Below are 15,611 nucleotides of genomic sequence, written 5' to 3' on the forward strand. Positions count from 1 at the left end.
CGCGATGGGCACTCTGCGTCGTGCAACCCTGTCCCGAGTTTCTCCGTCTGACCACACGGAGCGACGATGGAGCGGTGAGGTCCGCGCCTGACCCTGAAAACAGGGGGTAATCGAACCAGCGACACCTAGGAGAGACGTGGCCGCGGAGAGTACGCCGGAGCCCGGCATAACCGAGCCGGGCGGGAACAGCCCCAGCCAGCGAGGCGGGGGGCGCCGCAAGGGTGGCGGCACGCGCCGCAAGGCCCTGCTCGCGGCGGCCTGGACGGCCGCGGGCGTGGTCGTGCTGGGCGGGGCCGGCGCCGGGTACCTGTACTTCAAGCTCAACGGCAACATCCGCAGCGTCGACATCGACCAGGCCCTCGGCAGCGACCGCCCCACGAAGATCGACAACGGCTCCGAGAACATCCTGGTCCTCGGCTCGGACACCCGCTCCGGCTCCAACAGGAAGCTCGGCGGCGGCACGGACGACGGCAGTGCCCGCTCGGACACCGCGATGATCGTGCACGTCTACCAGGGCCACAAGAAGGCCGCCGTGGTCTCCATCCCGCGCGACACCCTCGTGGACCGCCCCGAGTGCACCGACACCAGGGGCACCGCGCACCAGGCGGTGTCCGGCGTGATGTTCAACGAGGCCTACTCCACCGGCGGCGCGGCCTGCGCGGTGAAGACCGTCGAGTCCCTCACCGGCATCCGGATGGACCACTATCTGGAGGTCGACTTCGCGGGCTTCCAGAAGCTGATCGACAATCTCGGCGGGGTCCCGGTGACCACCACGAAGAACATCGACGACCCGCAGAGCCACCTCACCCTCAAGGCCGGCACCCACACCCTGGACGGGCAGCAGGCCCTCGGTCTGGTCCGCACCCGGCACGGCGTCGGCGACGGCTCCGACCTCGGCCGCATCCAGCTCCAGCAGGCCTTCGTGAAGGCGCTGATCACGCAGGTCAAGAACGTCGGCGTGTTCAGCGACCCCAAGAGGCTCTACGACCTCGCCGACACCGCCACCAAGTCGGTCACCACCGACTCCGCGCTCGGCTCGGTGAACTCCCTCATCGACTTCGCCAACGGCCTCAAGGGCATCGGCTCCCGCGACATGACCATGGTCACCATGCCGGTCCGGTACGACCCCGCGAACCTCAACCGGGTCCTGGAGGAGAAGGCGAAGGCCCAGCAGGTCTGGGACGCCCTGAGGAACGACCGGCCCGTCCCCGGCTCGGCCACCAAGGGCGCGGCCGGCGGCCAGGCCGAGCACGTCGTCAGCGCCTCCTGAGGGCGGCCGCCCGCCCGGCCCCCGGGGAATAGAACAACCGCACCCCCGGTTTTGGGGGATGGCCCCAGTCCTGGCAGACTGGTACGTCGGCTCCGGTTCACGCTCCCGCACCCCGCGGCGGCGACCCGGCGCCCTCCCGAAACCTAGGAGACACCTTGAAGCGCGACATCCACCCCGCGTACGTCGAGACGCAGGTCAGCTGCACCTGCGGCGCGTCGTTCACCACCCGCAGCACCATCGAGTCCGGCGCCATCCGGGCCGAGGTCTGCTCCGAGTGCCACCCGTTCTACACGGGCAAGCAGAAGATCCTCGACACCGGTGGCCGTGTGGCCCGCTTCGAGGCCCGCTTCGGCAAGGCCGCCGGCTCCAAGAAGTAGCGAGCCCCATTTCGCCGGTCCACGGCCGCACGCCCTGCCGGGTGTGCGCCGGGACCGGCGTTTTTGGTCGCCCGCCCTTCCCTTTCCACCGCAGTACAGGAGCCGAAGATGTTCGAGGCAGTCGAGGAGCTCGTCGCAGAGCACGCCGACCTGGAGAAGAAGCTCGCCGACCCGTCGGTCCACGCCGACCAGGCGAACGCGCGCAAGCTGAACAAGCGCTATGCCGAGCTGACCCCGATCGTCGCCACGTACCGCTCCTGGAAGCAGACGGGCGACGACACCGAGACAGCGCGTGAGCTGGCCGCCGACGACCCCGACTTCGCCGCCGAGGTCAAGGAGCTGGACAAGCAGCGCGAGGAGCTGACCGAGCGCCTGCGCTTCCTGCTGATCCCGCGCGACCCGAGTGACGACAAGGACGTCATTCTGGAGATCAAGGCCGGTGCCGGCGGCGACGAGTCGGCGCTGTTCGCGGGCGACCTGCTGCGCATGTACCTGCGCTACGCCGAGCGTGTGGGCTGGAAGACCGAGATCATCGACGCCACCGAGTCCGAGCTGGGCGGCTACAAGGACGTCCAGGTCGCGGTGAAGACCCGCGGGCAGACCGAGCCCGGCCAGGGCGTCTGGGCGCGGCTGAAGTACGAGGGCGGGGTGCACCGGGTGCAGCGCGTCCCGGCCACCGAGTCCCAGGGCCGCATCCACACCTCCGCCGCCGGTGTCCTCGTCACCCCCGAGGCCGAGGAGGTGGACGTGGAGATCAACCCGAACGACCTGCGGATCGACGTCTACCGGTCCTCCGGCCCGGGCGGCCAGTCCGTCAACACCACCGACTCCGCGGTGCGCATCACGCACCTGCCGACCGGAGTCGTGGCCTCCTGCCAGAACGAGAAGAGCCAGCTGCAGAACAAGGAGCAGGCTCTGCGTATCCTGCGCTCCAGGCTGCTCGCGGCGGCGCAGGAGGAGGCGGAGCGGGAGGCCGCCGACGCCCGCCGCAGCCAGGTGCGCACCGTCGACCGCTCCGAGAAGATCCGCACCTACAACTTCCCGGAGAACCGAATCTCGGACCACCGCGTCGGCTTCAAGGCGTACAACCTGGACCAGGTGCTGGACGGCGACCTCGACGCGGTCATCCAGGCCTGCGTCGACGCCGACTCGGCGGCGAAGCTCGCAGCCGCGTAAGACACGTACGCACGTACGAGCACGACACGGAGGACTCGCGTGAACCTGCTGCTCGCGGAGGTGGCCCAGGCCACCCAGCGGCTGGCCGACGCCGGCGTGCCCTCGCCGCGCACCGACGCGGAGGAGCTCGCCGCGTTCGTCCACGGCGTGAAGCGCGGCGCACTGCACTCCGTGAAGGATGCGGACTTCGACGCCCGGTACTGGGAGGTCATCGCCCGGCGTGAGCAGCGCGAGCCGCTGCAGCACATCACCGGGCGAGCCTACTTCCGCTACCTGGAGCTGCAGGTCGGGCCGGGCGTCTTCGTGCCCCGGCCGGAGACCGAGTCCGTGGTCGGCTGGGCCATAGACGCCGTACGCGCCATGGACGTGGTCGAACCGTGCATCGTCGACCTGTGCACCGGCTCCGGCGCGATCGCGCTCGCCCTCGCCCAGGAGGTCCCGCGCTCGCGGGTGCACGCCGTGGAGCTGTCCGAGGAGGCCCTGGTGTGGACCCGCAAGAACATGGCGGGCTCCAGGGTCGACCTGCGGCAGGGCGACGCGCTGAGCGCTTTCCCCGACCTCGACGGCCAGGTGGACCTGGTCGTGTCCAACCCGCCGTACATCCCGCTCACCGAGTGGGAGTACGTCGCCCCCGAGGCCCGCGACTACGACCCCGAGCTCGCGTTGTTCTCGGGGGAGGACGGCCTCGACCTGATCCGCGGCATCGAGCGCACCGCGCACCGGCTGCTGCGTCCCGGCGGGGTCGTGGTGATCGAGCACGCCGACACCCAGGGCGGGCAGGTGCCGTGGATCTTCACCGAGGAGCGGGGCTGGGCCGACGCGGCCGACCACCCGGACCTCAACAACCGCCCCCGGTTCGCGACGGCGCGCAAGGCGCTGCCGTGAGCTCCCCCCAGGCAGCTTTTTCCGAAGTCCCGCAGTACGTGTACGAGGAGGCCCGCTAGACATGGCACGGCGATACGACACCAATGACGCGACCGACCGCGTGACGGGTCTGCGTGAGGCCGCGTCCGCCGTCCGCCGGGGCGAGCTGGTGGTGCTCCCGACCGACACGGTGTACGGCATCGGCGCCGACGCGTTCTCCTCCGAGGCCGTCGCCGACCTGCTCGGCGCCAAGGGCCGGGGTCGCAACATGCCCACGCCCGTCCTCATCGGCTCCCCGAACACCCTGCACGGCCTGGTCACGGACTTCTCCGAGCTGGCCTGGGAGCTGGTCGACGCGTTCTGGCCCGGTGCCCTCACGCTCGTCGCCCGCCACCAGCCGTCCCTGCAGTGGGACCTCGGCGACACCCGGGGCACGGTTGCCGTGCGCATGCCACTGCACCCGGTCGCCATCGAGCTGCTCACCGAGGTCGGCCCGATGGCCGTCTCCTCCGCCAACCTCACCGGGCACCCGGCTCCGGAGACCTGCGACGCCGCCCAGGACATGCTCGGCGACTCCGTGTCCGTCTACCTCGACGGCGGCCCGACCCCGGGCAACGTGCCGTCGTCCATCGTGGACGTCTCCCGTGAGGTGCCGCTGCTGCTGCGCGAGGGCGCGATCTCCCCGGACGAGCTGCGCAAGGTCGTACCCGACCTCGAGGTGGCGAATTGACGGCCCCTGAAGCGGGGCGTGGCATAGGCGTCGGGGAGCGTGCCGCGGAGCAGACCACCACGTTCGGTCTCCCGCGCGACGCCTTCCGCATCCTCCACGTCAGCACCGGCAACGTGTGCCGCTCGCCCATCACCGAGCGGCTGACCCGGCATTTCGTCGCCGAGCGCCTCGGCGTGCTCGGCGGCGGGCTGATCGTGGAGAGCGCGGGCACCTGGGGCCACGAGGGCGCGCCGATGGAGGCCAACGCGGAGACCGTGCTGGCCGACTTCGGCGCGGACGCCTCCGGGTTCACCGGCCGGGAGCTGCTGGACGAGCACGTCATCATGGCCGACCTCGTGCTGACCGCCACCCGCGACCACCGCGCCCAGGTCATCTCGATGGGCCACTCGGCGGGCCTGCGCACCTTCACGCTGAAGGAGTTCACCCGGCTGGTCCGGGCGATAGACCCGGCCACGCTGCCGCCCCTGGAGGACGGCGTGGTCACGCGGGCCCGTGCGCTGGTGCGTGCGGCCGCGGCGCTGCGCGGCTGGCTGCTGGCCCCGACCGCCGAGGCGGACGAGGTGTACGACCCCTACGGCGCCCCGCTGACCTTCTTCCGGTCCATCGGCGACGAGATAAGGGACGCGCTGGATCCGGTCGTGACCGCGCTGACGGGGGTCACGGCGCGGATGTAGGGCCCGGTGGGCCCTTCGGGGGAGCGGGCCCCGGCGCGTCCGCGACACCGGGCGTCCCTCGCGTCACCGGCCTACATTGGACCTACGTCCCCGTCGACGCCCGGAGCCCATCATGGCGGTCACCCCTGCTCTCGAGACCGACGTCCTGCGGCAGCAGGACCCCGAGCTCGCCGAGATCCTGCTCGGAGAGCTCGCGCGGCAGTCGACGACGCTCCAGCTGATCGCCGCCGAGAACTTCACCTCGCCCGCCGTCCTCGCGGCCCTGGGCTCCCCGCTCGCCAACAAGTACGCCGAGGGCTATCCCGGTGCCCGCCACCACGGCGGCTGCGAGATCGTCGACGTCGCCGAACGCCTCGCCGTCGACCGCGCCAAGGCGCTGTTCGGCGCCGAGCACGCCAACGTCCAGCCCCACTCGGGCTCCTCGGCCGTCCTGGCCGCCTACGCGGCCCTGCTGCGCCCCGGCGACACCGTCCTGGCCCTGGGACTGCCCTACGGCGGCCACCTCACCCACGGCTCGCCGGCCAACTTCTCGGGCCGCTGGTTCGACTTCGTCGGCTACGGCGTCGACGCCGAGACCGGGCTCGCCGACCACGACCAGGTGCGCCACCTGGCCCGCAACCACCGGCCGAAGGCGATCGTGTGCGGCTCGATCGCCTATCCCCGCCACTTCGACCACGCCTTCTTCCGCGAGGTCGCCGACGAGGTCGGCGCCTATCTGATCGCCGATGCCGCGCACCCCATCGGGCTGGTCGCCGGGGGAGCGGCGCCGAACCCAGTGCCCTACGCCGATGTCGTCTGCGCGACCACGCACAAGGTGCTGCGCGGCCCGCGCGGCGGCATGATCCTGTGCGGGAGCGAGCTTGCCGAGCGCGTGGACCGGGCCGTGTTCCCGTTCACCCAGGGCGGGGCGCAGATGCACACCATCGCCGCCAAGGCCGTCGCGTTCGGCGAGGCGGCGACACCGGCGTTCGCCGCGTACGCCCACCAGGTGGTCGCCAACGCCAGGGTACTCGCCGGTCACCTGGCCGCCGAGGGACTGACCGTGACCACCGGGGGCACCGACACCCATCTGATCACCGCCGATCCGGCCCCGCTCGGCGTGGACGGCCGCACCGCGCGCGGCCGGCTCGCCGCCGCGGGGCTGGTCCTGGACTGCTGCGCGCTCCCGCACGGGGACGGCCGCGGCCTGCGCCTGGGCACCGCCGCGGTGACCACACAGGGCATGGGGCAGCCGGAGATGGTGCGGATCGCCGCGCTCCTCGCCGGCGTGCTGCGCGGGCAGCGGGACCCGGCCGGGGCGCGGGAGGAGGTGCGGGAGCTGACCGCCGCTTTCCCGCCGTATCCCGGCTGAAACGGGGTAGGCGGTACCGTCGTGGACCCTGCTGTGCACCGTCGTGCACAGCCACACGTGCAACCATCCTGGCTACCCGGAAGTCCCCATCCATATACGTCCGCCGCTAGGGTGTGGGGCTGTGATGGCCAGCGAGACCTGTGGGGAAGCCCGTGCGTGAATACCTGCTGACGCTCTGCGTCACGGCCGCGGTGACGTACCTGCTGACAGGGCCGGTACGGAAGTTCGCGATCGTGGCGGGGGCGATGCCGGAGATCCGGGCACGGGACGTGCACCGGGAACCCACTCCGCGCCTCGGCGGGATCGCCATGTTCTTCGGCCTGTGCGCGGGGCTGCTGGTCGCCGACCACCTGACCAACCTGAACTGGGTCTTCGACAAGTCCAACGAGCCGCGGGCGCTGCTCTCCGGGGCCGCGCTGATCTGGCTGATCGGCGTCCTGGACGACAAGTTCGAGATCGACGCCCTGATCAAGCTCGGCGGCCAGATGATCGCTGCGGGCGTCATGGTCATGCAGGGTCTGACCATCCTGTGGCTGCCGGTTCCCGGCGTCGGCACGGTGGCCCTGACCCAGTGGCAGGGCACGCTGCTCACGGTGGCGCTGGTCGTCATCACCATCAACGCGGTCAACTTCGTGGACGGCCTCGACGGCCTGGCCGCCGGCATGGTGTGCATCGCCGCCGCGGCGTTCTTCATGTACGCCTACCGGATCTGGTACTCGTACGGCATCGAGGCCGCCGCCCCGGCCACGTTGTTCGCCGCGGTGCTGATGGGCATGTGCCTCGGCTTCCTGCCGCACAACATGCATCCCGCGCGGATCTTCATGGGCGACTCCGGCTCCATGCTGATCGGCCTGGTCCTGGCCGCCGGTGCGATCTCGGTCACCGGGCAGGTGGACCCGGACGTGATGAAGCTGTTCTCCGGTTCCGAGCGCAACACCGTGCACCAGATGGTGCCGGTGTACATCCCGCTGCTGATGCCGCTGACGATCATCGCCGTGCCGGCCGCCGACCTGGTCCTGGCGATCGTCCGCCGCACCTGGCGGGGCCAGTCCCCGTTCGCCGCGGACCGGGGCCATCTGCACCACCGTCTGCTGGAGATCGGCCACTCGCACAGCCGGGCGGTGCTGATCATGTACTTCTGGTCCGCGCTGATCGCCTTCGGGGCGCTGGCGTACTCGGTGAACTCGGCGTCCATGTGGATCGTGCTGGGCGTCGTCTTCCTCAGCGCGGTCGGCCTGGTCCTGCTGCTCCTCCCGCGCTTCACGCCGCGCGTGCCGGTCTGGGCCCAGCACTTCGTGCCGCCCCGGTACCGGCGACGGCGCCGCGCGGCCGAGGCCCTGGCGGGGGCGGAGGCCTCCGGCGCCGAGTCGGCCGAGGAGGAGCGCACGCCCGTCACGGCCGGGGCTCCCGGCGTCAACGGGGCGACCGCGCTGGGCGCCCGTACGCGTTTTCTTGACCGGGACTGAGCCGGCTCAAGGTAAGAATCTGACGAGAGCATTGCCAACTCGTGGGGGACCAAAGCCCCCCAATATCAGACAAGGCACCCCGGTTCTTGCACAGACGCGCACTGTCACTCTCATGTGTGACAGCAAGCACACCGACCAGGTAAAGACCTCATCAAATAGTTTGTGATACGGTTCACGAGAACCCGGGGTAGAACCGAAGGACCGTAGTGCGACGGTCCATTGGTGTGAGGTCTCGATCACTCGGCCCGGGACTACGCTCGTCCATGACGACACCCTGCCCCCTGTGAAAGCGGAGTTGCCGCCATGCCGTCCAATGACGCCCGGAACCTCTTGCAGATCGCTGTGCCCGCAGCGGCCGCCGGCGTGATCGCCGTCGCCGTGAGCGGCGCGGTCGCGGGGGGCAAAGGTGCGCTCGGCGCGGCCATCGGCACGGTGCTGGCCCTCCTGTTCATGGGGATCGGCCTCTACGTGCTGCAGTGGACGGCGAAAACGCTTCCGCAGCTGTTCCAGGCAATGGGCCTGATGCTCTACATGGCCCAGCTACTGCTCCTCTTCATCTTCGTCGCCGTCTTCAAGGGCACCTCCCTCTTCAATCCGAAGGCGTTCGCGTTGTCGCTGGTGGTCACGACCGTCGTGTGGATGGCCGCGCAGGCGCGCGCACACATGAAGGCCAAGATCTTCTATGTCGACCCGGACTCCTCGAAGAGCGAGAAGCACGAGAAGACGGGGCCGTCGTCGTGAGGGGTAGGGGCGAGATAAAGGCTTGTGAGATCTCCTGCTATCGTCCGGTGCCAACTGCGGCATCGCGGGCGCGGGCAACTGAGCTGACGCCTGCTCGATCGCGAGGCTCGTTGCCCCTCAGCCGCCCCCACATCCGTAACACCTGTCCGGTGCCGCTCCGCGGCCGTGCGCCGCGCCGACACAACGAGGTTGCCGTACCCATGCGTCACGCCGAAGGAGCCCGCGGTGAGTGCTGACAAGACCCAGCTCGCCTTTGACTGGAGTTGCCGGATCATGTCCGACAACGGGTGCGGCTTCCCGGCTCCGGGCCTGCACTCCTTCCTGTTCAAGCCGATCGCCTCGGTCGGAGGCTTCGACTTCAACAAGGTGATGCTGCTCGCGCTCATCACCACCGGCCTCATCGTCGCCTTCTTCACGGCGGCCTTCGGCAAGGCCAAGGTCGTTCCCGGCAAGCTGCAGATGGTCGCCGAGGCCGGCTACGACTTCGTGCGCCGCGGCATCGTGTACGAGACCCTCGGCAAGCGCGAGGGCGAGAAGTGGGTGCCGCTCATGGTCTCCATCTTCTTCTTCGTCTGGATCATGAACGTCTGGTCCGTGATCCCGCTGGCGCAGATCCCGGTCGGCTCGATCATCGCCTACCCGATGGTCCTGGCCGCCCTCGTCTGGATCCTGTGGGTCGGGCTGACCTTCAAGCGCCACGGTTTCGTCGGCTTCTTCAAGAACATCACGGGCTACGACAAGACCCTGGGCGCGGTGCTCCCGCTCGTCATGGTCATCGAGTTCTTCTCGAACCTCCTCGTCCGCCCGTTCACGCACGCGGTGCGACTGTTCGCCAACATGTTCGCCGGTCACCTGATGCTGGTGATGTTCACCGTCGCCTCCTGGTACCTGCTGAACAGCTGGATGGTCCCGGCCGCCGGCGTCTCCTTCGTGATGACGATGGCCATGATCTGCTTCGAGCTCTTCGTCCAGGCCGTCCAGGCGTACGTCTTCGTACTGCTGGCCTGTTCCTACATTCAGGGCGCTCTCGCCGAGCACCACTGAGCCCCACCCACCCCCCAGGTCGTCCGGTGGCCAACCCCCACCGGTCCGTAAAGAGAAGGAAGATTCAGCATGGCTGCCACTGAGACCCTCGCCGCTGTCTCCGGTTCCATCGGTTCCGTCGGTTACGGCCTCTCGGCTATCGGCCCCGGCATCGGCGTCGGCATCATCTTCGGCAACGGCACCCAGGCCCTCGCCCGCCAGCCCGAGGCCGCCGGCCTGATCCGTGCCAACCAGATCCTGGGCTTCGCCTTCTGTGAGGCGCTCGCCCTCATCGGCATCGTCATGCCGTTCGTGTTCGGTGTGAAGTAAGAACTTCCCCACCGACACGCATCGACGAAAGGCACTGATGTGATCGCCAACCTGGTACAGCTGGCGGCCCCGGAGGAGGGCGGCAACCCGCTCATTCCCGAGTGGCCCGAGCTGGTCGTCGGCACCATCGCCTTCGCCATCGTGTTCTTCTTCTTCTGGAAGAAGCTGCTTCCGAACATCAACAAGGTTCTGGAGGAGCGCCGCGCGGCGATCGAAGGCGGTATCGAAGAGGCCGAGGCCATGAAGGTCGAGGCCCAGAGCGTCCTTGAGCAGTACAAGGCACAGCTCGCCGAGGCACGGCACGAGGCCGCCCGCCTGCGCCAGGAGGCGCAGGAGCAGGGTGCCGCGCTCATCGCCGAGATGCGGGCCGAAGGCCAGCGGCAGCGCGAGGAGATCGTCGCCGCGGGTCACACGCAGATCGACGCCGACCGCAAGGCCGCCGCGTCCGCGCTGCGTCAGGACGTCGGCAAGCTCGCCACCGACCTGGCCGGCAAGCTCGTCGGCGAGTCCCTCGAGGACCACGCCCGCCAGAGCCGTGTCATCGACCGCTTCCTCGACGAGCTCGAGGAGAAGGCCGAGGCCACGCGATGAACGGAGCGAGCCGCGAGGCCCTGGCAGCCGCACGGGAGCGTCTCGACGCGCTGACGGACTCCACGTCCGTGGACGCGACCACGCTCGCCGACGAGCTGGCGGCCGTCACCGCGCTGCTCGACCGCGAGGCCGGCCTGCGCCGGGTCCTCACCGACCCGGCGAAGGCCGCTGAGGCCAAGGCGCAGCTGGTGCAGCGCCTGCTCGGCGCCCAGGTCAGCGGTGCCACCGCCGACCTGGTGTCGGGGATGGCCCGTGCCCGCTGGTCGCAGTCCCGCGACCTGGTCGACGCGCTGGAGGAGCTGGCGGACATCGCCGACCTCACGGCCGCGGAGAAGCGGGGCACCCTCGACGAGGTCGAGGACGAGCTGTTCCGGTTCGGCCGGATCGTCTCCTCGAGCACCGAGCTGCGCGCCGCGCTGACCGACCGCGCCGCGAGCGGACAGGCCAAGACCGAGCTGCTGAACCGGCTGCTGGGCGGACGGGCCAAGCCCGCCACCGAGCGTCTGGTCGCCCGCCTCGTGACCGCGCCGCGGGGACGTAGCCTGGAAGCGGGACTGGAGTCCCTGTCCAAGCTCGCCGCCGAGCGCCGGGACCGGCTGGTGGCGGTCGTCACCTCGGCGGTGCCGCTGAGCGACCAGCAGAAGCAGCGTCTGGGCGAGTCCCTGGCGAAGCTCTACGGCCGCCGGATGCACCTCAACCTGGACGTGGACCCCGAGGTCCTCGGCGGTATCCGGGTGCAGGTCGGTGACGAGGTCATCAACGGCTCCCTCGCGGACCGGCTCGACGAGGCCGCCCGCCGCATGGCGAGCTAACAGCAACTCGGCATCTCGAGAAAAGCAGTACGTACCTACGGCCCTGGTTGGGCCGTGCAGAGGATTCACCTCTTTCAGGGGGGAGTCCCCATCCCCCCCAAGTGAAACTTCGGGCCCAACAAGGAGAGCAGGGAACCCAGATGGCGGAGCTCACGATCCGGCCGGAGGAGATCCGGGACGCGCTGGAGAACTTTGTCCAGTCGTACAAGCCGGACGCGGCCTCGCGCGAGGAGGTCGGTACGGTCACCCTTGCCGGCGACGGCATCGCGAAGGTCGAGGGCCTGCCCTCGGCCATGGCCAACGAACTGCTGAAGTTCGAGGACGGCACCCTCGGCCTCGCCCTCAACCTCGAGGAGCGCGAGATCGGTGCCATCGTCCTCGGTGAGTTCAGCGGCATCGAGGAGGGTCAGCCGGTGCAGCGCACCGGTGAGGTGCTCTCCGTGGCGGTCGGCGAGGGCTACCTCGGCCGTGTTGTCGACCCGCTCGGCAACCCGATCGACGGCCTCGGCGAGATCGAGACGTCCGGCCGCCGTGCGCTGGAGCTGCAGGCCCCCACGGTCATGCAGCGCAAGTCGGTGCACGAGCCCATGGAGACCGGCTACAAGGCCGTCGACGCGATGACCCCGATCGGCCGTGGTCAGCGTCAGCTGATCATCGGTGACCGCCAGACCGGCAAGACCGCCCTGGCCGTCGACACGATCATCAACCAGCGTGACAACTGGCGCACCGGCGACCCGAAGAAGCAGGTCCGCTGCATCTACGTCGCCATCGGCCAGAAGGGCTCCACCATCGCCGGCGTGCGCCGCGCGCTGGAGGAGAACGGCGCGCTGGAGTACACGACCATCGTCGCCGCCCCGGCGTCCGACCCGGCCGGCTTCAAGTACCTGGCGCCGTACACCGGTTCGGCCATCGGCCAGCAGTGGATGTACGAGGGCAAGCACGTCCTCATCATCTTCGACGACCTCTCGAAGCAGGCCGACGCCTACCGCGCCGTGTCCCTGCTGCTGCGCCGCCCGCCGGGCCGTGAGGCCTACCCGGGTGACGTCTTCTACCTGCACTCCCGCCTGCTGGAGCGCTGCGCCAAGCTCTCCGACGACATGGGTGCCGGTTCGATGACCGGTCTGCCGATCGTCGAGACGAAGGCCAACGACGTCTCGGCGTTCATCCCGACCAACGTCATCTCCATCACCGACGGCCAGTGCTTCCTGGAGTCGGACCTGTTCAACGCCGGTCAGCGTCCCGCGCTGAACGTCGGTATCTCCGTGTCCCGAGTCGGTGGTTCCGCCCAGCACAAGGCGATGCGCCAGGTCTCCGGCCGCCTCCGTGTCGACCTCGCCCAGTTCCGTGAGCTGGAGGCGTTCGCCGCCTTCGGTTCCGACCTGGACGCGGCCTCGAAGGCCCAGCTGGAGCGCGGTTCGCGCATGGTCGAGCTGCTGAAGCAGGACCAGTACCAGCCGATGGCCACCGAGGACCAGGTCGTCTCCGTCTGGGCCGGCACCAACGGCCGCATGGACGACGTCCCGGTCGCCGACATCCGCCGCTTCGAGCGCGAGCTGCTGGACTACCTCCACCGCAAGGAGGGCGGCCTGCTCACCTCCATCCGCGAGGGCGCCAAGATGTCGGACGACACGATCCAGGCGATCGACGACGCGGTGGCCGAGTTCAAGAAGCAGTTCGAGACCTCGGACGGCAAGCTCCTCGGCGAGGACACCCCCGCCACCGCCAAGTGACGTAAGGAAGGGACCTGACTCATGGGAGCCCAGCTCCGGGTCTACAAGCGTCGCATCCGATCCGTCAGCGCGACCAAGAAGATCACCAAGGCGATGGAGATGATCGCCGCCTCGCGCGTCGTCAAGGCGCAGCGCAAGGTGGCGGCCTCCGCGCCGTACGCGCAGGAGCTCACCCGCGCGGTCACGGCGGTCGGTACGGGTTCGAACACCAAGCACCCGCTCACCACGGAGACGGAGAACCCGACCCGTGCCGCGGTCCTGCTCCTCACGAGCGACCGCGGTCTGGCCGGCGCCTTCAACTCCAACGCCATCAAGGCGGCGGAGCAGCTGACCGAGCGCCTGCAGCGCGAGGGCAAGCAGGTCGACACGTACATCGTCGGCCGGCGTGGTGTCGCCCACTACAACTTCCGCGAGCGCAAGATCGCGGAGTCGTTCACGGGCTTCACCGACGAGCCGTCGTACGCGGACGCCAAGAAGGTGGCGGCGCCCCTGATCGAGGCGATCGAGAAGGAGACGGCCGAGGGTGGTGTGGACGAACTCCACATCGTCTTCACCGAGTTCGTCTCGATGATGACGCAGACGGCGCTCGACGCACGGCTGCTGCCGCTGCGCCTCGAAGAGGTCGCGGAGGAGGCCGCCCCCAAGGGCGAGATCCTCCCGCTGTACGACTTCGAGCCCTCGGCGGAGGACGTCCTCGACGCCCTGCTGCCGCGCTACGTGGAGAGCCGGATCTACAACGCGCTGCTTCAGTCGGCCGCTTCGAAGCATGCCGCCACGCGGCGCGCGATGAAGTCGGCCACCGACAACGCGGGCGAGCTGATCAACACGCTCTCCCGTCTTGCCAACGCGGCCCGCCAGGCCGAAATCACCCAGGAAATCAGCGAGATCGTCGGTGGCGCGAGCGCCCTGGCCGACGCGACCGCGGGGAGTGACCGATAATGACCACCACTGTTGAGACCGCGACGGCTACGGGCCGCGTCGCCCGGGTCATCGGCCCGGTCGTCGACGTGGAGTTCCCCGTCGACGCGATGCCGGACATCTACAACGCCCTGCACGTCGAGGTCGCCGACCCGGCGAACGCGGGCGAGAAGAAGACGCTGACCCTGGAGGTCGCCCAGCACCTGGGTGACGGCCTGGTCCGCACGATCTCCATGCAGCCCACCGACGGCCTGGTCCGCCAGGCCCCGGTCGTCGACACCGGCGACGGCATCACCGTCCCGGTCGGCGACTTCACCAAGGGCAAGGTGTTCAACACCCTCGGTGAGGTGCTGAACGTCGACGAGCAGTACGAGGGCGAGCGCTGGTCCATCCACCGCAAGGCCCCGAACTTCGACGAGCTCGAGTCGAAGACCGAGATGTTCGAGACGGGCGTCAAGGTCATCGACCTGCTCACCCCGTACGTCAAGGGCGGCAAGATCGGCCTGTTCGGTGGCGCCGGCGTCGGCAAGACGGTGCTCATCCAGGAGATGATCTACCGCGTCGCCAACAACCACGACGGTGTCTCCGTGTTCGCCGGTGTCGGTGAGCGCACCCGTGAGGGCAACGACCTCATCGAGGAGATGCAGGACTCGGGCGTCATCGACAAGACCGCCCTGGTCTTCGGTCAGATGGACGAGCCCCCGGGCACCCGTCTGCGCGTCGCGCTGGCCGGCCTCACCATGGCCGAGTACTTCCGTGACGTCCAGAAGCAGGACGTGCTGTTCTTCATCGACAACATCTTCCGCTTCACGCAGGCCGGTTCCGAGGTCTCCACGCTGCTCGGCCGCATGCCGTCCGCGGTGGGTTACCAGCCGAACCTGGCCGACGAGATGGGCCTCCTCCAGGAGCGCATCACGTCGACCCGCGGTCACTCGATCACTTCGATGCAGGCGATCTACGTCCCCGCGGACGACCTGACCGACCCGGCCCCGGCCACCACCTTCGCCCACCTCGACGCGACGACGGTTCTGTCCCGTCCGATCTCCGAGAAGGGCATCTACCCGGCCGTGGACCCGCTGGACTCCACGTCCCGCATCCTGGACCCGCGGTACATCGCCGCGGATCACTACAACGCGGCCATGCGCGTGAAGACGATCCTGCAGAAGTACAAGGACCTCCAGGACATCATCGCGATCCTCGGTATCGACGAGCTCGGCGAGGAGGACAAGCTCGTCGTCCACCGTGCCCGTCGCGTGGAGCGCTTCCTGTCCCAGAACACCCACGTCGCCAAGCAGTTCACCGGCGTGGACGGTTCGGACGTTCCGCTGGAGGAGTCGATCGCCGCGTTCAACGCGATCTGCGACGGTGAGTACGACCACTTCCCCGAGCAGGCGTTCTTCATGTGCGGTGGCATCGAGGACCTCAAGGCCAACGCCAAGGAGCTGGGCGTCTCCTGAGCCCCGTGCTCGTCCGAGGGGGCGGGGTCCGTCCCGCCCCCTCCGTCACGCCCACTAGAATTGACCCCAACACCCGGCAGAACCGCCGGGTGGTGACCCGA

16 protein-coding genes are annotated in these 15,611 nt (G+C 69.3%); all 16 read left to right on the forward strand.

The features are described 5' to 3' along the window. Nucleotides 1-136: 136 nt before the first annotated feature. The 16 genes from ACZ7FF_RS36990 (at nt 137) to atpD (ending at nt 15,510) form a co-directional block, all read left to right on the forward strand. Complete coding sequence (locus ACZ7FF_RS36990; RefSeq protein ID WP_470818101.1) at nt 137-1,270, forward strand: LCP family protein; 1,134 nt, start codon at nt 137-139, stop codon at nt 1,268-1,270. Nucleotides 1,271-1,425: 155 nt separating this feature from the next. After that, nucleotides 1,426-1,647: a 50S ribosomal protein L31 gene (rpmE, locus tag ACZ7FF_RS36995; protein WP_196459309.1), complete on the forward strand. Its 222-nt coding sequence runs from the start codon at nt 1,426-1,428 to the stop codon at nt 1,645-1,647. Between the two features lie 108 nt (nt 1,648-1,755). Then, a complete protein-coding gene (gene prfA, locus ACZ7FF_RS37000; protein WP_470818103.1) occupies nt 1,756-2,823 on the forward strand; it encodes a peptide chain release factor 1 in 1,068 nt (355 codons plus the stop codon). Between the two features lie 39 nt (nt 2,824-2,862). Next, nucleotides 2,863-3,708, forward strand: coding sequence for a peptide chain release factor N(5)-glutamine methyltransferase (gene prmC, locus ACZ7FF_RS37005; RefSeq protein ID WP_470818104.1), 846 nt, complete (start codon nt 2,863-2,865; stop codon nt 3,706-3,708). Nucleotides 3,709-3,769: 61 nt separating this feature from the next. Continuing rightward, nucleotides 3,770-4,417 (forward strand): L-threonylcarbamoyladenylate synthase, encoded by a 648-nt coding sequence (locus ACZ7FF_RS37010; protein WP_452968070.1) that lies wholly within the window; start codon nt 3,770-3,772, stop codon nt 4,415-4,417. After that, complete coding sequence (locus ACZ7FF_RS37015) at nt 4,414-5,091, forward strand: arsenate reductase/protein-tyrosine-phosphatase family protein (RefSeq protein WP_470818106.1); 678 nt, start codon at nt 4,414-4,416, stop codon at nt 5,089-5,091. The genes ACZ7FF_RS37010 and ACZ7FF_RS37015 overlap by 4 nt, the downstream gene beginning before the upstream one ends. Nucleotides 5,092-5,203: 112 nt before the next feature. Next, a complete protein-coding gene (locus ACZ7FF_RS37020) occupies nt 5,204-6,442 on the forward strand; it encodes a serine hydroxymethyltransferase (RefSeq protein WP_470818108.1) in 1,239 nt (412 codons plus the stop codon). Nucleotides 6,443-6,594: 152 nt separating this feature from the next. Next, nucleotides 6,595-7,908, forward strand: coding sequence for an MraY family glycosyltransferase (locus ACZ7FF_RS37025; RefSeq protein WP_470818110.1), 1,314 nt, complete (start codon nt 6,595-6,597; stop codon nt 7,906-7,908). A gap of 303 nt (nt 7,909-8,211) precedes the next feature. Beyond that, on the forward strand, nt 8,212-8,649 hold the full coding sequence (locus tag ACZ7FF_RS37030) for a hypothetical protein (protein ID WP_470818112.1): 438 nt from the start codon (nt 8,212-8,214) through the stop codon (nt 8,647-8,649). Between the two features lie 273 nt (nt 8,650-8,922). Further along, nucleotides 8,923-9,693: a F0F1 ATP synthase subunit A gene (gene atpB, locus ACZ7FF_RS37035; protein WP_470818226.1), complete on the forward strand. Its 771-nt coding sequence runs from the start codon at nt 8,923-8,925 to the stop codon at nt 9,691-9,693. Between the two features lie 69 nt (nt 9,694-9,762). Next, complete coding sequence (locus tag ACZ7FF_RS37040; RefSeq protein WP_003992984.1) at nt 9,763-10,002, forward strand: ATP synthase subunit c family protein; 240 nt, start codon at nt 9,763-9,765, stop codon at nt 10,000-10,002. 39 nt (nt 10,003-10,041) lie between these two features. Continuing rightward, the gene (locus tag ACZ7FF_RS37045; protein ID WP_470818113.1) at nt 10,042-10,593 is read left to right on the forward strand and encodes a F0F1 ATP synthase subunit B; all 552 of its coding nucleotides are present in this window, start codon (nt 10,042-10,044) and stop codon (nt 10,591-10,593) included. Continuing rightward, nucleotides 10,590-11,405, forward strand: coding sequence for a F0F1 ATP synthase subunit delta (locus tag ACZ7FF_RS37050; protein WP_470818115.1), 816 nt, complete (start codon nt 10,590-10,592; stop codon nt 11,403-11,405). Before ACZ7FF_RS37045 ends, ACZ7FF_RS37050 begins: the two co-directional genes overlap by 4 nt. A 140-nt stretch (nt 11,406-11,545) precedes the next feature. After that, nucleotides 11,546-13,135 (forward strand): F0F1 ATP synthase subunit alpha, encoded by a 1,590-nt coding sequence (atpA, locus tag ACZ7FF_RS37055; RefSeq protein ID WP_470818116.1) that lies wholly within the window; start codon nt 11,546-11,548, stop codon nt 13,133-13,135. Nucleotides 13,136-13,156: 21 nt separating this feature from the next. Then, entirely contained in the window at nt 13,157-14,074 is a 918-nt protein-coding gene (locus ACZ7FF_RS37060) for a F0F1 ATP synthase subunit gamma (protein WP_470818118.1), read from the forward strand. Then, entirely contained in the window at nt 14,074-15,510 is a 1,437-nt protein-coding gene (gene atpD, locus ACZ7FF_RS37065; RefSeq protein ID WP_470818120.1) for a F0F1 ATP synthase subunit beta, read from the forward strand. The genes ACZ7FF_RS37060 and atpD overlap by 1 nt, the downstream gene beginning before the upstream one ends. Nucleotides 15,511-15,611 lie beyond the last annotated feature (101 nt).

Source organism: Streptomyces sp. NPDC037126 (genome assembly GCF_055605965.1).